This is a genomic window from Legionella steelei (assembly GCF_001468005.1).
Lineage (GTDB): Bacteria > Pseudomonadota > Gammaproteobacteria > Legionellales > Legionellaceae > Legionella > Legionella steelei.
In genome coordinates this window covers 78409-93862 of record NZ_LNYY01000001.1, presented here as the reverse complement: position 1 = coordinate 93862, position 15454 = coordinate 78409, and the positions used below count along the sequence as shown (strand labels likewise).

Genomic DNA, 15454 nt, shown 5'->3' with positions numbered 1-15454 from the left:
TTACTCCTATTTGCGTAACTCGTGTTGACCAATTTCTTGAATACGCCAAACCAACCCCTTTTGGCTAACTACGGAAGGCACATGTTTTAAGTGAAAATAACTACTCAAGCGCCCTCCTAAATCAAAATAAATCGAGCCCAAAACCTCGGAGGCCTCCTTAACATCACCTCCGGTTAAAATAAATTTCACCTGGTCAAAATGCTTATAATGCGCTTTGGCCCAGGCGAGTTGCTTCGGATCATCGGCATCGAAAAAAAACAGCGTTTTAGAAAACGACACGCGTTCAAAAGGATTAAGATGCGCACCTTTCTTAGCAATCAACGCCCCATCATGGGTATAAAGCGTTTGATTCACGACGATACTTGGATCTAATTCATGCGTTTTAGGAGTGGTCGTCGTGGGTAAATGAAGGGGTTTGGGTCTTCTCACATGCTCTTCCACTCGCGCCACCATTTGTTGCTGATGCTGTTTCAACGCACCTGTTTGCTCTAAGCGATGCAGCTTCGCCATGATGACTTGGCGAATGTCTTGCTCGATAATAGGAAAAAGCTGTCCATAATTTCCTAAGTTTTTGGCATACACCGATGCGCCGTTCATTAAGAGTGCTAAAATCAAACCCGTTACTTTATTCATAGTGCACCCAGCTTTTCCAAGGTTGCTGCAATCACCTCATCCGTCACATCGAAGCGTCCACTGGAAATCACTGTTGCTGTGATTAAGGTCACATGATGAGAAGCTCCATACTCAGAAAGCGTCTGAGGCAACAACGATGAATACTGCTTTAACACCTTTTTTTGCTCTTGTTCTGATAAATTACTTTGGCTCAATAAAACCGCCGGCTGATTCAGTAGCCGCTGCATATCCACCACAGCCAGCGGTGCGGGCTTGTGCATGCTCCATAACACCATTCCAGACAATACTAAACCCGCTAGAATCAAGAGTTGCGTTTTATAATTACGCAGCATCAGCAAGCCCTCCTTCCACTAACACGTTTTTGGATAGGCCATAGTGTTTGTTGGCTACCAGCATGGCGGCATGAATGTACGATCGCCCCTGCGCGATGTAATTCATTACCGCTTGATAATCGCGTCCATCAGAAGACAATAGGACCCGTGTAAACGGATCGACAAAGAGCCGATGAAACGAGGAAATACCGTCTGCACGAATCAGAACTTGTGAAAATCCAGCGTCCTTCGCTTTAGGAAAGGAAGAAAGTAATTTAAATTCAAAATCAGAAAACGTGTTATGCTCTTGTTGGTGCTTAACAAGAGAATCTCCATCTTGAAGAAAAATGAGTTTGATAGCAGAATTTTCCCAAGCAGCACGTGCTTCAGGGAAGGCGTAATAATCATCGATACCTTGCGTGATCGTCACAAAAGAAGCATTATGCCGCCGCCCTGTACGAAACCCTCGGTTAATGAAATTCACTGCAATTTGATCGCCAGAGAATAAGGACCAGGCTTCATCAATGATGCACATTTTTTGACGGCTACGATCGGAATTAAACATACGGCCTTGAAACTGAGACAAAATAGACAGTAATACAGGCGCACGAATGTGTTCATCGTCCTCAATTTCTTTTAAATCCACAACAATAATGCGTGCATCAGGCGCTAACTTAGAAGGCGCATTAAAGACCGTGCCATGCTCTGAATGAGTGCAATAGGGATCAAGATTTTTCGCCAGAATTTTCCCTGTAGGGTATTTTTCTCGGTCGTTCTGATGCAACTCCAGAAGCTTAGCCTGCACATGATCAATTAATGTGGCTTGCTGATGTTCAGAAAACGCCTGCAGTATTGCCTCTCGTAACGTTCCTCGATCATCATCACTGGCCCCATCCTTAGCGCACGCTAATAATTGAAACAAAGAAAGAATATGTTGTATTTCTTTGCCAATATTCGTGACATGAGTAAAGGGATTCATTGCCAAATTGGAGTATTCCAGATACACACCTCCTAAGGCGTGGCATAACTTCTTATAACTTCCCCCGACATCGACAATAAAGAGATCCCCGCCGTTAAACAGCACGTTGAGCATTAGCATTTGAATAAAAAAACTCTTTCCCCCGCCTGATGTGCCGGTCACAGAAATGTTGTAATTCGTGCCCAACTTACCTGAAAACGGATCAATACAAGAAAATTGATTGCGTAATGTCGGTAATAAAATCCCCGATCCCGTACCCGACCAATCCGAAAGTATGGGCATGTATTGAGTCGCATTCCATGAGGAAATAGGCCACATCATCGTGGGTAGCTGAAATCCTTTTTGGAGATGATTCGTAAATAAAAAAGGCAATGTTGCCAGAAAATAGGGGGATTGCATCCTACGGCTTAGCGCGAGCTTAATACCGTTATAAGAAAAACAGGTACGAGCTGCTTCCACATCGCGAGCATATTCGGAGCGTCTGGAAAATAGCACGACGTTATACAGCATCTTACAAGAGCGCGTCTTTCCTGAAGCCAAATCATCACGAAAATGACGCCATTCACGCGCTTTTTTTTCTGTACCGGCAACATGCAGCGCATAATCACCTTTCGCTTTTTTATCCAAATCACTAGTCTTGCGATTCGCACGTCCCTGCGCTTTGTTTTGCTCGTCAACCAGGTAGGTAACAGAAATAATGTGATTACAGGGAATACTTTGTTCTGGATGAAAAATATTGGCGCTGTTATTAATGTTATCCCAAAGATGGTATTCACCTGGTAAGCCATCAATGGTCATCACTGAGACGACCGTTTCGAATGCCTTGCCTTGATTATTAACCCCACTCACAAGCAGGCCTTCTTTGGCTACCTCTACATCAAAATCACGGCCAACCACCTGATGCTTAATGAGTTTCTTTGGATCATAAGAGGACGATTTGGGGTAAATATTATCGGGTTCATGAGCCAGGTAAAAATGAAGTAAGCGTAATAAATCTTCAGCATTACAGGTTCTAAAGCCAATTTTGGCCGACATCAACGAGGCTTCAAAGGCAATACGAAATTGCGCAAAGCAGGCTTTAACGTCTTCCTCATTTTTTCCATTGATTTTATCGACTACGACATAACACTCGGTTTGTGTAATTCTGGGATTGATATTGGTATTGGTTTTAAATCCATGAACTGCGGCCTCACCATAAAACGAACGAAGGCTTTTACCCATCACACTTAACTGTTCAAAATCTGGAGTCATGAACTGGTTTGAAAAAGCATCCAGCTCATGCCCCACTTGATTGTGTTTGACTAAGATGAGCTGTAAGGTAAATTCATCAGAAACCTTGGTTCTTAAAATCGAATCCAACTGCTCTGCTATTTTTTCATTCGCACCGGTTAACGGGGTGATGCGATACAATAAGCCTGTGTTCCAGCGATTAATAAATAAATGCGATTCCTCGTCATAATACTGATAAGGAAGCTCCTTGCAAAAAAGAGGGTATTGGTGATCGCCAACATTTAAGGTATTTTGGGAAGACGACTCCTCCCCATCCACCAAATAGTCATCGATTGAATTCCTAAAACCCTGGACATATTTTTTTAGTGTTGCGAACATAGTTAATCCTAAAAAATTTCCGTTTCATTTATTTTGAATAAACGCTGCAGCCTACGCATTGCTCTTGTTGCACGTATTGCCCATCCGGTGTAAATCGCCGTGCATCCACCATACGATTCACCTGCTCCATGCTTTGGCACCCACCACGCTCGACAAAAGGACAGCGAACATCTTGATGATCAAAAATGGAGCGTGAACACCCCATAAGCGTCACTGCCGAACAACAACAGAGCAAAACAAGCCATATTTTAACCATGTACGTCTCCTGTAGGATTACCTGTTGAAAAGAGGGGTTGATTGGGCATCCCATTCTGATTTAAAAATTGCTGTGCCGTTTGCGTATCGGATTGAAACGTGGATTGCGGCGCTGAAGGCTCTTTACTGCTACTCTCCCCTACTTCACCGCCTGCTCGGCTAATGGTTGTTGTAATCGCAGCTTCATTTTGAACTGATTGATTATCAATGGATTTACCCGATTCAAACGATTGGTGCGCCCTATCAATCCAAAAACCTTTGGTGAACATAATGGACACTCGACGTCCTGCACGTGCCACCACCAGAGGGTGATAAATATCAGCGATCTTCATGATGTAATCGGAGATTTTATTGGCTGGATTACTTACCGCTCCTCCTGCTGCTGATTGCATCAGCGTAGAGGCCTGACCATAAGTCGTAATGGTGCCTGCGCCTGGATTAATGGTCTGAGCCGTATTGAGGTTTTTAAGTCCATCCCCAAAGCCTGCTAAAATCCCTGCAGCCGCACTGTATTCTAAAAGAGGTTTGGTTTTTAAAATGGATGTGCCGCGTAAGTCTTGCATCGCATCCAGATCATACACTGCCCCATACACCTTTTGCTCAAAACTTAAATTAGGTTTCGCACACGAGAGGGTTTCAAGGTGCATCACTACCGCATCATCAGACAAATCACCATACGTGGAAACAATAGCCAGGCAGCCATTAAGTCGTGAATGGCGGTTGTTGGGCATAATTCCATTAGAATCCAGGCGAATCAGTGCCGTTCCCATATTTTTAGCACCATTAATCCCAGCATCCCCTTTGGCTCCGCTCAATAAGATGCCTTCAGCATGGGTTCCAGCCCAGACGTAATTATCTGGTGTACGCTCTTCTTTTTGTTGACGGCGGTAATTAAAATGAACCGTCTCAAGCCCTGCTTTGCCATAGTAGGCTTTTTCATCTAGGATGCGTTGTTTATGACGGGCCTCTATTTCTTCACGCGTAGGCGGTCTTGCGGCCACTGCCGCTAAACTGGTTTGTGAATTTTTAAGAAGGGCTACCTGTAGTTTTCCGTTGATTTCTTTATTTTCAAGCGCAAGCTTCTCTAATTGTTTTTGCATGGCACTTAATAAGGCTTGGTTTTCGGAAACCAAATCCTCTGATTTATTAGGTATACTCTTTTTATTTTTTTCTACCAACGCTTTGAGTGCATCAATTTGGTGTTGTTGTTTTTCAAGTACGGCCTCATCACTTAATTTACTAAAGGCGCTGTCTAATACCCCATCAAACACAGGCTTTTTATTTGTAGGAAGCGTAGGTTGTGGCTTTGACGAATAAAGATAGAATCCATAACACAATCCACCAAGAAGCAGAAAAGCCAAGCCATTACGAAGCTGCTCCATTTTGGCACTTTGATTAAGATTGGCTTTTTTACTTTTATTCATTAACTTTTTAAACGGTTTCATCATGACACGCTTCCTTATTACCCGATGTTGGATTGCTCACGGTAAATGCCATAAAAATAGGCGGTTTGACTGGGCTGCAGCATTTTTTCGGACAACTCCATCGTCATCAGTTTGGGGTGTTCGAATAAGCTTGCGGTTAATTCCATGGGTTTATTGGATTGATTTTCGATGCGATACACATAGCCCGAAGACTCTTTGCCTTGGTATTGTTTCACCAGGGTTACTTTTAACTGTTTATGCAAACGGAAGGTCGTGGGTTTGATGCCCACTTCTTGAAAACCAAAAGGTGTGGTTCCCTCCATAAGCGCCGTCATTAAATCACTTTGTTGATATTGGCTCTGCTCTTGCGCCTTGGCATAATCAAACCCTTTTAATTTTTTAGATACCAATTTAATGGTCTTACCTAAATCTTCAGTCGGAGAGACGGTAGCTGAAAAATGATGATTGAGATTGGTTGTGAAATAGACGGTTAACGGAATATGCGCTAAGGGCTTTAAAACCACAGCACCATCTAAATCATTCTCAGATTCTTTGCTTTGCTCCACAATAAAGGAGTGCTCAGGGAAACTGACTTTAACAATTCGCTCCCCTTCTACATCAATACGATTAAAGTTAAGCGAAGACAAAGACAGCGTAAATCGTTCTCCTTCTTCAAATTTAAGCGTGGCTGCCGTATTGCCTGCATGCAGTGAGGTAGCAAACACGCTACTTAACACGAAGAGTTGACGTGCGTTCATTGACGAATCTCCTTAATAGTCTTAGGCCACATCATCCCGTTAAGGTGCGCAAACTGGACTAAATACACTTTCTTTTGTGGTTTCACTTCAAGACCATGACTAGTTCGATTTAACGTTCCGTCTACCTTGGCTTGCAGGGTGGATTCATCAATGTGAATGTTCTTTTCATAAAATACGGAACTAATATTTTTTTCTTTCACAACGGTTGACTCTGAGTCCAGAATGGTTTTGAATGCCTCTTGATGAGATGCAGGGATTAAATGGACTAACGAAGCAAATCGCGCAGCGACCGTATCTGGATTGTAGGTTAATCGTAATTGGATGACCTTCTTAGTCATGTCTTTAATATAGGAAGGTGAAAAAGAAGAGTTACTCAAGAAGTACCCGTCTTCGGTACAAATGGGCAACCAATGCGTTTCTTTATTATTAACGACATGAACACAAAGCCCACCTAAAATGAACACAGCAAGAGTGGCAGTGACTGCCCAAGCCAATGTCAGATGAAGCAATACTTTATTTTTTAAAAGCACATTGTCACGAAATACACTGTTCATAAACTCACCCTACATAGATTCGATGCGCTGAATTAGGGAATGACCTAAAAATAAGCGTCGTCATGGCATGCGGTAAGGACCAATAAATCATTCCTAATAAAACCCGTAGGGGCAGCCCGCCATACTGAACATGCATGATTAAACTTAAAACAGCCCCAATCACAAAAAGCTGCGGCCCATAACCAATCAGTAATCCAATACCCGTGAGTAAATACACGGGTAATCCAGTGGTCAAAGGAATCCCTGCAATGCGCGGTTCCTCTGACAACATAAATGTGGAATAGTTATGCGACATAACTTAAACCCCAATGCGTGAAGATCATGAGCAAAGGCAATCCCACAAACACCCAAGGACTTTTGGTCTTCATCCAGGTAACGCCAGCCACCAGTGTTTCACCCGCGTATAAATAACCTGGCAAATCTGAATTCTTACCAAAGGTGGCACTGACATCCCCTTTCATCGCACTTAAATAATTTTGACCTTCTGCATATCCTGTATTGGAAAGGCATAAAACAACAACCCAACTTAAGACCAACAAGGGAACTGACCACCGTATAAATTCATGAAGCTTGATACTGCTTTTTCTGATTACTGCACTGACATTCATAACGTTCTCCCTTGCCAATTAGTTGGAATTATTTTCTAGTTCGTTAATCAAAAGACTTATTTCATCTAAAGAAGATTTAACTTTCGGTGAAAAATAAGCGCACTCTTGTGCTTTGGAATAAACCCTAATTAGATTTCCACCCGCGATTCTTAGATTCTTCAATGCAGTTGGATATCGTTCTGAACGAACTAAAGCAGCAGCACCTTGCATTACCCATCCGGCGTATTGAACATCGTATGCACAAGGCTCATGTTTTTGTTCTTCAAACATCCTGTCTAAGGTGTTGTAAACATTGTCACATCGTCTGGAAATGGCTTCTTTATCAATTTGAGATGAGAAACACATCCCCGTTACAAACAATGCCGAACACAAGACAGCAAGCTTAGTTGCCATTTTTTTATCCATTTTTAGTACCTACCTCCGTTTTTTGGTTAAAGAAATCCCTTAAGCCCTATTTATGCTCATTTTTTATTCTTTTTTATTTAATAAATCGCGGTTTTAAAAAGAGTGCTTATTCATCCATGATCACCTCGTTTCTCATTCTTCCAAATTAATCCGATGTCTGATCTGTATCTGGAATGGTGATGTTCTCAAGTTCACTCCTCATCACGATGACTTTTGCAAGATAGGGTTTTATCTTCGGTGCTAGATGAATACAGTAACTTCTTGCATTGCTGATTTCTTTTAATTCATTGAGCCCATAGGCCATAGAAACCAGTGCCCTGTCTTTGTTTTGATGCTGCAATTCATGTCCTGCTGACTCCAGGTATGCAGCAGCAATTTCGACATCTCCAGAACATAAATCGGTGGTGTGTTCTTGGGCTATCTGGTTTAATTGGTAAGACACATCAAAAATCCGCCGTTCTAAATCGTAGTTATTTAAATTAGCTGCAACAGCGCATTGTGCACCTAATGTCATGATAATAAGTCCAGCTAGTATATTTATTCTCATTACTATTCCCTTTTTAACAGATTATTTTTTAAGGCATATGCTTCTTTCATAGAGCTCTATTTAGGCTAATCAAAAGATACCAGCAATTGTTTTTACCAAACCCTGCTCTAATGCGGGACGTGCGTCCACAAACTTTAGATTCATTTTATTTGCGTTCGACACTACGCGCGTTTTGTAGCTTTGATACTTACTGTCTCGGGAATAGTTTTGAGAGATCATTGTGCTACTGCCATTTTTTAGATTCGATTGCACTTGTTCTTTCACCTTAATTCCTTTCCCCACTTTTTCGCTGATTTGAACGTCAGTAATCATCGTGTAATTAATATCTTTAACTAACGAATCCGCAGCCATACCAATTAATCCACCACCCAAACCACCAGCGACCATTCCGGTCGTGGAGTTAGTGAAACTTCCTGCAGCCGTACCCACCACAGCTCCTGCTATAGCAGACTCATAACCACCAAGTAATGCTGATTGGCTCGCTGAAGCATTCATTTTCCCAATTTTTAAGATATTGGCTTGCAAGATATAATGTGCGGCATCGGGATTATTAAGTACTTTATACCCATGGTTAATTAATGCAGTTTTTAGCTGGGGCTGGATAGCAACCTCTTCATCAGAAGTATTTCGCACAGAAACATAAACCGTTTTTTGGGCACTGGGTACTGGGTGTAAAAAGATGGTGTCGCTTTGTTTTGTACTCACTTGCAACGAGCCATGTTCTAGGACAGTGTGAGTTGCCGCACAGCCTGTAAGTACGATCATCGCTCCAACGATCAATGAGTGTGTCAATCCTGATTTAATGTATTCCTTCATTGCATTATCCTTATTTATAAGTGATTAATTCCAGTGAGATATCCTATTAAACTGACTCGTTAAAAGCTCAATCACCGTTTCATTCAAGGTCATATCATGCGTATAAGTACCCTCTTTAATCTTTTGCATAATTTGCGTTTGAATCTCAAAACGATGGATTGGAATAACCTTAGGCGCATCAAATGCCAGCTTTATTTGACCATCGTGTTGTTGTTCTAATACAGTACAAAACACTTCATTTCCGATAACCACGGTATCCCCTACCCTGCGCGTTAAAATCAACATATTAATTCCTCTTCTATTGGCTTATTTTTATCTGTTAATGCACTGTTTCATTCTCAATTGGATACATTAAAAACAACTGCAGCCGTCGCAATAATGAATAGGCATAGATTGCCGCTTGTGCATGTTTATCAAAATCCAAACCACTTATGTTTATGGATGCCTGTTGTAGACAGGAAATACAACTCTCTAAAATATCGAATACTTCTTGTTCTAAAGTCATAATTGATTATTTTGATAAGCGATAAGGTTATTGAACCATCATTTAAATGACAGTGCATTCACCTAGGTGCAAGGAAGAGAAAAAAGTGAAAAAATTTTTTTACGGTGAGTTTTTTAATTAAAATAGTTATTGTAATCGTAGGTAATAATCCGATATTTAGTGAGTTTTACATAATCGGTAAAGAGTTGTTCCAAGTTAGATTCATGAAGCCCCCTATCCTTTAGCCAGTTAAAAAAAGACTCACCTTTTAATAGATTATGCTCCTCTCGAAATTGCTCCACTTGATAGATAAGCTCATATTCAGTTATGCCATAAGGTTGTTTATCAAGAATCAATAACACGGATTGATAATGATGCTTATTCTTTTTTGTTGCAGGAATAGCGAGTAACTTAAGAATACATGTAGCTCGCTGCATATGTGTTGTATCTTCTGCTTGCTGAAATTTAGGGACACGTAGCCAATCAGGCGAAAAAGTAGATTCAATCAATTTTTTTTCAAACAAAGTAAATTCTCTTTTGTTTGTATTCAAGACCATGTTTTTATTTGGCACCGGTTGTTGATTTAAGTAATGCAATAACGACTTGGCATCTTCTTTTTTTACATCAATATAATGAGATTTAATCAAATCATAAAGCTCATTGGGTAAACGCCGAGCAATGTTCTCCCATGTTCTCTCAGCGAAAAAAATTGTACGTATGGAGTCTAGGATCGCCTCTGGATTAGGTACATTGATTCGCTCAAAGGTGAGGCGAACATTAATCAACGGTATCGTTTGATCTTGATTGTATTTAGAATAGGCAATGGCCACTTCATCATCACCATCTAATTCATTATTCTTATACCTCTCATATATATGCCCATACCCCCTCATGCCAAAAACATCCAGCTCCGCTGCTCTCAATGCACCCATTGAAGCCGCACCCCAAACCTCAATACCGTAGTCTAATGCAATTAATATTTCTTTATGCCATACCGAAGGAACCCAAGAAAAATTGCCATCAATAATGACAATGCGTTTATACCCTTGTTTTATTGCTTTAAGCACATCGCCTTTTTGTATTGAGGGCAAATAAGTTGCATCAGGGAATAACTGCATTGCCTCTTTCTGGGATAGCGAAGTTTCTAAAAAAACAATGGTTTCATGCATGACAGATTAAGTCCTTAGAAATGAGCTTTGCCTTCAAAATACACAGCTCTTTGTCATAATAGCAATACACTAAAATGTCCTGATTATTTTTTTTAATTCGAGTAAAGAGTGCCGATAGTGCTTCATCTATCGTTTCTATCGTATGATCAGGCACATCAGCAAACTCCTTTTTATTTGCAATCACTGGAAACTCATTGCGCTCAAAATCATATTTAGTATGAACTAAATCGTCACGAGAACCAGCTATCGTAGTCACACGCGATTGAATGGCCTCCGTCAGCGCACGATTTAAAGCGATTTGTTTATTAAGATGACAACCATTGCCCTTAAACAGAATTTGGTTTTCAAAAGGATTTTTTGCTTGAATCAATACCTCAAAAGCAGGAATTCCGTACCTATTTTCTTGGTGAGTAATAAAACAATTAAATTTATTGGAGATATTTTTAAGCAGCTCGCTATTAACCTCAACCACTTCAGAAACCTGTTCAGGCTCACATCGCTCAATAACTTCCAAAAGCCCATGTAACAAAGCCTCTTGGTAAGTGTTTCCTCCGGCCAATCCTGTTGTATCCGGTGAATAAATTAATACCTCTGGCAAATAGGAATTCAAAGAATATTCAGCAAAAGGCACAAGAATACTTTTTTCCAAAAACACTAACTTAGCATAAACCCAATTCCTCGGTTGAGATGGGGAAGTATAATGCACTGAACATGCCAGATGATTTGTAGGTATAAAAAAAACATTGTCTTCGGCTAACTCAAGCTCTGATTTATTCACCACTTGTGGGATTAATTCTTCAGCAAAATAAACTTCAATCGACTCCATCAGCGCTGAACATTGAGCTGCCTCTTTAGTTAATCCTTTACCTTGGCTCGTAGTTAAGGATTTTGCCCTCGGTCTTATTGCAGTATAAACAGGTAGTCCTGAGTAATCCAAATGGGTTAAATCGGCTAATCGGGTAATCCCTGCCATCCTCTTAAAAAGAGCCAATACGTTTAGTGTTTCCTGGTAATGGCGAGCTCTTAAAGACGTTTCTGTATGTTCAAAATTCATTTAGAAAGCCTTTCATCAAGATAATAAGCATCCACACCTAACGCTCTAAGTTCTGATGAGAACAATTTACTTCGATATCCAGACGCACAATAAAAAACCAACTTTTTATCTTTATAAGATAGGAAAAACGAATAATCATTATTATCCTTAATAGGAAAAAATAAATCATCATCCAACTTAATAAGTTCTCGCTCTTCTTTTTGTCGTATATCCACAAGAAAATGTTTGTTTCTATCAAGATCATTGAAGGTAATTCTATAATCAGTGTATTGACTTTTCAGGTTATCAAAATTGATTGTTTTTTGCTTGCAGGCAACACAGTCATTGCTCTGTTTTATAGATAAAGAAGAAATGCTAAAATTTTTCGCATCAATGATTCGTAGTTGTGGTAATTGGGCATTCTCTGCATTAAGTAAATAATTTAAGGCAAGATTAGCCGCCATCGTTCCGGCTATTCCTGTTACTGTTCCTAATACACCGGCCTCCGAGCAATTAGGAATAACGCCTGTAGGAGGTGGACTAGGATAGACGCAACGATAACAAACCTTTCGCGTATCAAATAAAACAAGCTGAATAATATCCACTAAGATACTGCAACTGATAAATACTTTGTTTTTTAAAACACAAATATCGTTAATCAGATAGCGTGTTTCAAAATTATCGGTTCCATCAATAATCAAATCGATATCGGTACTTAAAGAGCCCCCCAAATCCACATCAAATTTTTTAGTATGTGTCTCTATAACCACATTACTATTCACTTTGCCTAAAACATCTTTTGCTTTCTCAGTCTTATAACACCCAACATCAGATTCATTAAATAAAATTTGTCGATGTAAATTAGAGCAATCTACTTTATCATCATCAACCAGAATTAACCTTCCTACACCTGCTGCAGCAAGGTATTGAGCCACCGGACTTCCAATACCACCAAGCCCTATAATCATCACCGACGCATTATTTATTAGTTGTTGGCCATGCTCCCCAATAACCGCTGTTTGCCGTTTGTATCGGTCCATTCTCGCTATCCTCCTGATATAGAGGCGACAATACAGATCTCATCATTAAAACGAAGCGTAATGTCTTTGGTAGATGTCATTTGTTTTGAATTAATGAATACGGAAATGTATCCCTTAGAGCAACCCTCTTCATCAAACAACTGCTCATATTTCTCTTTATAAAATTCGGCCAGTATCTGTTGTAAATTTGACTTATTAGAAACCAATTGGATTTCTTTTCGTTCTGAACTAAACTCTATTAATTGATATTCATACATTCTTATAACCTGTAGCTTTTTATATAAAGGATATATATAATTCATACATATCTAACTAGGGTGGTGCATATGAACGAACAACTGTTTAAAGACCTAGGTAAAAACTCATCTGCAGCGAAGATGAGACTTTAATCTATTCAACTCAATAAACCTCTACAATATCTTGCTCGGCAAGAAAAGTTCCTGCCTTGTTTATCTTAGCAAGAGAATCATCCCAGCAAAGAACCATCGCTGACTTAGACATATGTGCCATGTATTCACTTGTGTCCTCTGGTTTAACAAAAAAAGTCCATTCATTTTGAACATTAAGCTCGGGTTTTTTAATATTCTTTATCACTCCTTGTTTTCTAGGAAAGTAACCACACACAAAGTGTCTTTGATTCTCTACTAAATCTGGAGGCTCAACGCCGCACACAATACAACATAAAATTGTTTCAAGACTGATGGAATATTTTTTTTGATATAATTTATTTAAACCAATACCTGGTGGTCTGGCATTGGTTTCAATAAATTGAATATAACCATCCTCACTCATGAAAAACTCGGTGTGAAGTACTCCGTTATGGAACCCTAATAACTGGCATACTTTCACTGAAGCATCCAATACTGCTTGTCTCTGATGTTCATCTAAAATATTTAGACTAAAAATAGGTACATTTTTACTGACCATGAGATGGTTTGGGTGAGTATATTTTCTGGCCTCCACAAATAATATATTCCCATCAAATATCGCCAACTCCGAATGATATAAATCATCGGCAACATACGCTTGAGCGATGTACTGTTCTTCGCCTTCTTTCTTATTGGTTAAAAAATGGCAAAACTCCCCTTCCGTTTTAATATGATAAGTTTCATAAGATCCAGAAGAGTTAATCGGTTTAATAAAAATCTCTTGAGTGCCTATTTTTTCTTTAATTGATGTAAAAGTTGGAGACTCAATCAATGTGGTTGTTTTAGGATAGGGAAATGAATCATCTAACTGGCAATACATGAGATCTTTATGACTTAATAACATGGCCTTATTCAAGTTCATACCAGAAATATTGAGATGCTCTCGAATCTTGGCGATATCCACAAACATATCTTCTGAAAAACATACAATAAAATCTGGGCGAACCGAAGCACAAATAGTCAATAGATCTTCATAGAAAAATGAGTTTACTAATATATGTTCCCGATCTTTAACCGCCTTAGAGGGCTCTTTTATTAAAAAGACAGGAGTGATTCCCTTTTGACGGAGTACATCACAATCAATTAATTCATAATCCTGGAGAGGATCAATGCACAGCAATGTCTTTATTTTCATTATATTTAATACCAAAGCATCCTACTAAAAAAGCAGTTTTCGAAGGAAATTGCTCCACGGAATAACCAAGTTTATTGGTTATTTCTAAAAATCGAGGATCGTAATCAAAAATAGTTTCTTTTGGTAATTTAAATAAATTATTAGTGACTTGATTTCTCTTTTCATGAAACAGGGTTAACTCAAGCATCGTTGCACTATCAAAAAAGGGTGTGTTTTTAAAATGGCCCAATTTATTTATATAATCTGCATACTGGAGATACGTATCATAGATCAACTCACAGCGCTGCGGTTTATTAGCAAAAGAAGTCGGCTTAAAAGCCATCTCTTCTTTGAGGATCGAATAAAACACGGGATTGTTTTTAGTTTTGTCAAAATGCACCGGTTCCATAACAAAAGGGGTGTATTTCGATTTGTAAATATCACGATAGGTTTCAACAATAAAATCCAACGGCAACAAGTCATCACTAACAGCTAAACCATAACCAGGAACCTGTCCTGTACCTATAGTAATTAATTGGCTAATCGCGTTATTAGTAAATTCATTCTGGGATATTTCAGGATGATTGGCTCTAATATAAGCCATTAGATAATTATAAAAAGGCAGATTTGCATAATATCCATTTTGATTAGAATCAAATTCCATGATTAAACTTAACAGAGTCGGTAATTTATTGGCTTTAATTAATGCAACGATTTCAGAGGGGAACACTAACAATTTGGCTCGCCAGTTACAATTAGCCGCTTCACACAAGCTCTTAAACGTTAAATAATGATTTCCAAGATCATCTGGAACCGGAATATCTGCTTTAAAATATCGTTCTAAACTTGCATGAGGCCTTGCGTCTGCCACAGGGCAAAGCAAAAACGTGTTCCTTGCACCAGACGATATTTGCAATATATCTGTAGGATGATGCGTATTTGAAGCATTGTACAAAGAACTAACGTTTAAAAAATCCCCTTCGCTGTATATTTGATGAGTACTTGATTTTCCTTTAAATTCAATGAACATTTCGAGTTTTTTCTCTAAAACCATTGAAAAGGGAACAGACGGTAATTTTCCGCCTGTATTAGGCAAATAAAAATGATGTTCATCTGCAATGATTTGCCCATATTGATAGTCAAGCACCGAAAAAAGCATGTTTTGAATACCATCGATGGTTTCTAACACGTCATAAAGTCGCTTGTTAACTCTAGCTATGCCTGCTTTTACCTGATCCCAAGATAATTCACTCATGATATCAACATCAAAGTCCAGTTAGTGAGAGAA

General features: G+C 39.4%; 20 protein-coding genes. All 20 read right to left on the bottom strand.

Annotated features, from left to right (window positions below; genetic code table 11):
* Positions 1–6: 6 nt before the first annotated feature.
* The 20 genes from traW to Lste_RS00360 all read right to left on the bottom strand — a co-directional run bounded on the left by traW (position 7) and on the right by Lste_RS00360 (position 15421).
* Positions 7–633, bottom strand: coding sequence for a type-F conjugative transfer system protein TraW (traW, locus tag Lste_RS00455; RefSeq protein WP_058509114.1), 627 nt, complete (start codon positions 631–633; stop codon positions 7–9).
* Positions 630–965, bottom strand: coding sequence for a type-F conjugative transfer system protein TrbI (gene trbI / locus Lste_RS00450; RefSeq protein WP_058509113.1), 336 nt, complete (start codon positions 963–965; stop codon positions 630–632). Before trbI ends, traW begins: the two co-directional genes overlap by 4 nt.
* Positions 955–3531 carry a type IV secretion system protein TraC gene (gene traC, locus Lste_RS00445; protein WP_058509112.1) on the bottom strand — a complete coding sequence of 859 codons (2577 nt, stop codon included), beginning with the start codon at positions 3529–3531 and terminating at the stop codon, positions 955–957. Before traC ends, trbI begins: the two co-directional genes overlap by 11 nt.
* Positions 3532–3559: 28 nt before the next feature.
* Positions 3560–3787: a hypothetical protein gene (locus Lste_RS00440; protein WP_058509111.1), complete on the bottom strand. Its 228-nt coding sequence runs from the start codon at positions 3785–3787 to the stop codon at positions 3560–3562.
* Positions 3780–5234, bottom strand: coding sequence for a TraB/TrbI/VirB10 family type IV secretion system protein (locus Lste_RS00435; protein ID WP_058509110.1), 1455 nt, complete (start codon positions 5232–5234; stop codon positions 3780–3782). Before Lste_RS00435 ends, Lste_RS00440 begins: the two co-directional genes overlap by 8 nt.
* Positions 5235–5248: 14 nt before the next feature.
* Positions 5249–5968 (bottom strand): type-F conjugative transfer system secretin TraK, encoded by a 720-nt coding sequence (gene traK / locus Lste_RS00430; RefSeq protein WP_058509109.1) that lies wholly within the window; start codon positions 5966–5968, stop codon positions 5249–5251.
* The gene (locus tag Lste_RS00425) at positions 5965–6522 is read right to left on the bottom strand and encodes a TraE/TraK family type IV conjugative transfer system protein (protein ID WP_058509108.1); all 558 of its coding nucleotides are present in this window, start codon (positions 6520–6522) and stop codon (positions 5965–5967) included. Before Lste_RS00425 ends, traK begins: the two co-directional genes overlap by 4 nt.
* Before the next feature lie 4 nt (positions 6523–6526).
* Entirely contained in the window at positions 6527–6817 is a 291-nt protein-coding gene (gene traL / locus Lste_RS00420; RefSeq protein ID WP_058509107.1) for a type IV conjugative transfer system protein TraL, read from the bottom strand.
* Positions 6807–7130, bottom strand: a complete 324-nt coding sequence (locus tag Lste_RS00415) for a type IV conjugative transfer system pilin TraA (protein WP_058509106.1) — start codon at positions 7128–7130, stop codon at positions 6807–6809. Before Lste_RS00415 ends, traL begins: the two co-directional genes overlap by 11 nt.
* Positions 7131–7148: 18 nt before the next feature.
* On the bottom strand, positions 7149–7523 hold the full coding sequence (locus Lste_RS00410) for a hypothetical protein (protein ID WP_162264115.1): 375 nt from the start codon (positions 7521–7523) through the stop codon (positions 7149–7151).
* 157 nt (positions 7524–7680) lie between these two features.
* Positions 7681–8082, bottom strand: coding sequence for a hypothetical protein (locus Lste_RS00405; RefSeq protein ID WP_058509104.1), 402 nt, complete (start codon positions 8080–8082; stop codon positions 7681–7683).
* Positions 8083–8151: 69 nt separating this feature from the next.
* Positions 8152–8898 (bottom strand): complement resistance protein TraT, encoded by a 747-nt coding sequence (locus Lste_RS00400; protein ID WP_058509103.1) that lies wholly within the window; start codon positions 8896–8898, stop codon positions 8152–8154.
* A gap of 24 nt (positions 8899–8922) precedes the next feature.
* Positions 8923–9183 (bottom strand): carbon storage regulator, encoded by a 261-nt coding sequence (locus Lste_RS00395; RefSeq protein ID WP_058509102.1) that lies wholly within the window; start codon positions 9181–9183, stop codon positions 8923–8925.
* Positions 9184–9217: 34 nt separating this feature from the next.
* Positions 9218–9403 (bottom strand): hypothetical protein, encoded by a 186-nt coding sequence (locus Lste_RS00390; protein ID WP_058509101.1) that lies wholly within the window; start codon positions 9401–9403, stop codon positions 9218–9220.
* 113 nt (positions 9404–9516) lie between these two features.
* Positions 9517–10551, bottom strand: a complete 1035-nt coding sequence (locus tag Lste_RS00385; protein WP_058509100.1) for a TfuA-like protein — start codon at positions 10549–10551, stop codon at positions 9517–9519.
* Positions 10544–11605, bottom strand: coding sequence for a YcaO-like family protein (locus Lste_RS00380; RefSeq protein WP_058509099.1), 1062 nt, complete (start codon positions 11603–11605; stop codon positions 10544–10546). The genes Lste_RS00385 and Lste_RS00380 overlap by 8 nt, the downstream gene beginning before the upstream one ends.
* On the bottom strand, positions 11602–12624 hold the full coding sequence (locus Lste_RS00375; protein ID WP_058509098.1) for a HesA/MoeB/ThiF family protein: 1023 nt from the start codon (positions 12622–12624) through the stop codon (positions 11602–11604). Before Lste_RS00375 ends, Lste_RS00380 begins: the two co-directional genes overlap by 4 nt.
* Before the next feature lie 5 nt (positions 12625–12629).
* Positions 12630–12881, bottom strand: a complete 252-nt coding sequence (locus tag Lste_RS00370) for a ubiquitin family protein (protein ID WP_058509097.1) — start codon at positions 12879–12881, stop codon at positions 12630–12632.
* Between the two features lie 142 nt (positions 12882–13023).
* Positions 13024–14187 carry an ATP-grasp domain-containing protein gene (locus Lste_RS00365; protein WP_058509096.1) on the bottom strand — a complete coding sequence of 388 codons (1164 nt, stop codon included), beginning with the start codon at positions 14185–14187 and terminating at the stop codon, positions 13024–13026.
* Positions 14159–15421, bottom strand: coding sequence for a hypothetical protein (locus Lste_RS00360; protein ID WP_058509095.1), 1263 nt, complete (start codon positions 15419–15421; stop codon positions 14159–14161). Before Lste_RS00360 ends, Lste_RS00365 begins: the two co-directional genes overlap by 29 nt.
* Between the last annotated feature and the right edge of the window lie 33 nt (positions 15422–15454).

Excerpts from the sequence above, each read along its gene's own strand:
- Lste_RS00370 (WP_058509097.1), bottom strand. The coding sequence starts at position 12,881 with ATGTATGAATATCAATTAATAGAGTTTAGTTCAGAACGAAAAGAAATC.
- traK (WP_058509109.1), bottom strand. The coding sequence starts at position 5,968 with ATGAACGCACGTCAACTCTTCGTGTTAAGTAGCGTGTTTGCTACCTCA.
- Lste_RS00380 (WP_058509099.1), bottom strand. The coding sequence starts at position 11,605 with ATGAATTTTGAACATACAGAAACGTCTTTAAGAGCTCGCCATTACCAG.
- Lste_RS00390 (WP_058509101.1), bottom strand. The coding sequence starts at position 9,403 with ATGACTTTAGAACAAGAAGTATTCGATATTTTAGAGAGTTGTATTTCC.
- Lste_RS00395 (WP_058509102.1), bottom strand. The coding sequence starts at position 9,183 with ATGTTGATTTTAACGCGCAGGGTAGGGGATACCGTGGTTATCGGAAAT.
- traC (WP_058509112.1), bottom strand. The coding sequence starts at position 3,531 with ATGTTCGCAACACTAAAAAAATATGTCCAGGGTTTTAGGAATTCAATC.
- Lste_RS00440 (WP_058509111.1), bottom strand. The coding sequence starts at position 3,787 with ATGGTTAAAATATGGCTTGTTTTGCTCTGTTGTTGTTCGGCAGTGACG.
- Lste_RS00400 (WP_058509103.1), bottom strand. The coding sequence starts at position 8,898 with ATGAAGGAATACATTAAATCAGGATTGACACACTCATTGATCGTTGGA.
- Lste_RS00435 (WP_058509110.1), bottom strand. The coding sequence starts at position 5,234 with ATGATGAAACCGTTTAAAAAGTTAATGAATAAAAGTAAAAAAGCCAAT.
- Lste_RS00375 (WP_058509098.1), bottom strand. The coding sequence starts at position 12,624 with ATGGACCGATACAAACGGCAAACAGCGGTTATTGGGGAGCATGGCCAA.
- Lste_RS00365 (WP_058509096.1), bottom strand. The coding sequence starts at position 14,187 with ATGAAAATAAAGACATTGCTGTGCATTGATCCTCTCCAGGATTATGAA.
- Lste_RS00415 (WP_058509106.1), bottom strand. The coding sequence starts at position 7,130 with ATGAATGTCAGTGCAGTAATCAGAAAAAGCAGTATCAAGCTTCATGAA.
- Lste_RS00405 (WP_058509104.1), bottom strand. The coding sequence starts at position 8,082 with ATGAGAATAAATATACTAGCTGGACTTATTATCATGACATTAGGTGCA.
- trbI (WP_058509113.1), bottom strand. The coding sequence starts at position 965 with ATGCTGCGTAATTATAAAACGCAACTCTTGATTCTAGCGGGTTTAGTA.
- Lste_RS00385 (WP_058509100.1), bottom strand. The coding sequence starts at position 10,551 with ATGCATGAAACCATTGTTTTTTTAGAAACTTCGCTATCCCAGAAAGAG.
- Lste_RS00360 (WP_058509095.1), bottom strand. The coding sequence starts at position 15,421 with ATGAGTGAATTATCTTGGGATCAGGTAAAAGCAGGCATAGCTAGAGTT.
- traL (WP_058509107.1), bottom strand. The coding sequence starts at position 6,817 with ATGTCGCATAACTATTCCACATTTATGTTGTCAGAGGAACCGCGCATT.
- traW (WP_058509114.1), bottom strand. The coding sequence starts at position 633 with ATGAATAAAGTAACGGGTTTGATTTTAGCACTCTTAATGAACGGCGCA.
- Lste_RS00425 (WP_058509108.1), bottom strand. The coding sequence starts at position 6,522 with ATGAACAGTGTATTTCGTGACAATGTGCTTTTAAAAAATAAAGTATTG.
- Lste_RS00410 (WP_162264115.1), bottom strand. The coding sequence starts at position 7,523 with ATGGCAACTAAGCTTGCTGTCTTGTGTTCGGCATTGTTTGTAACGGGG.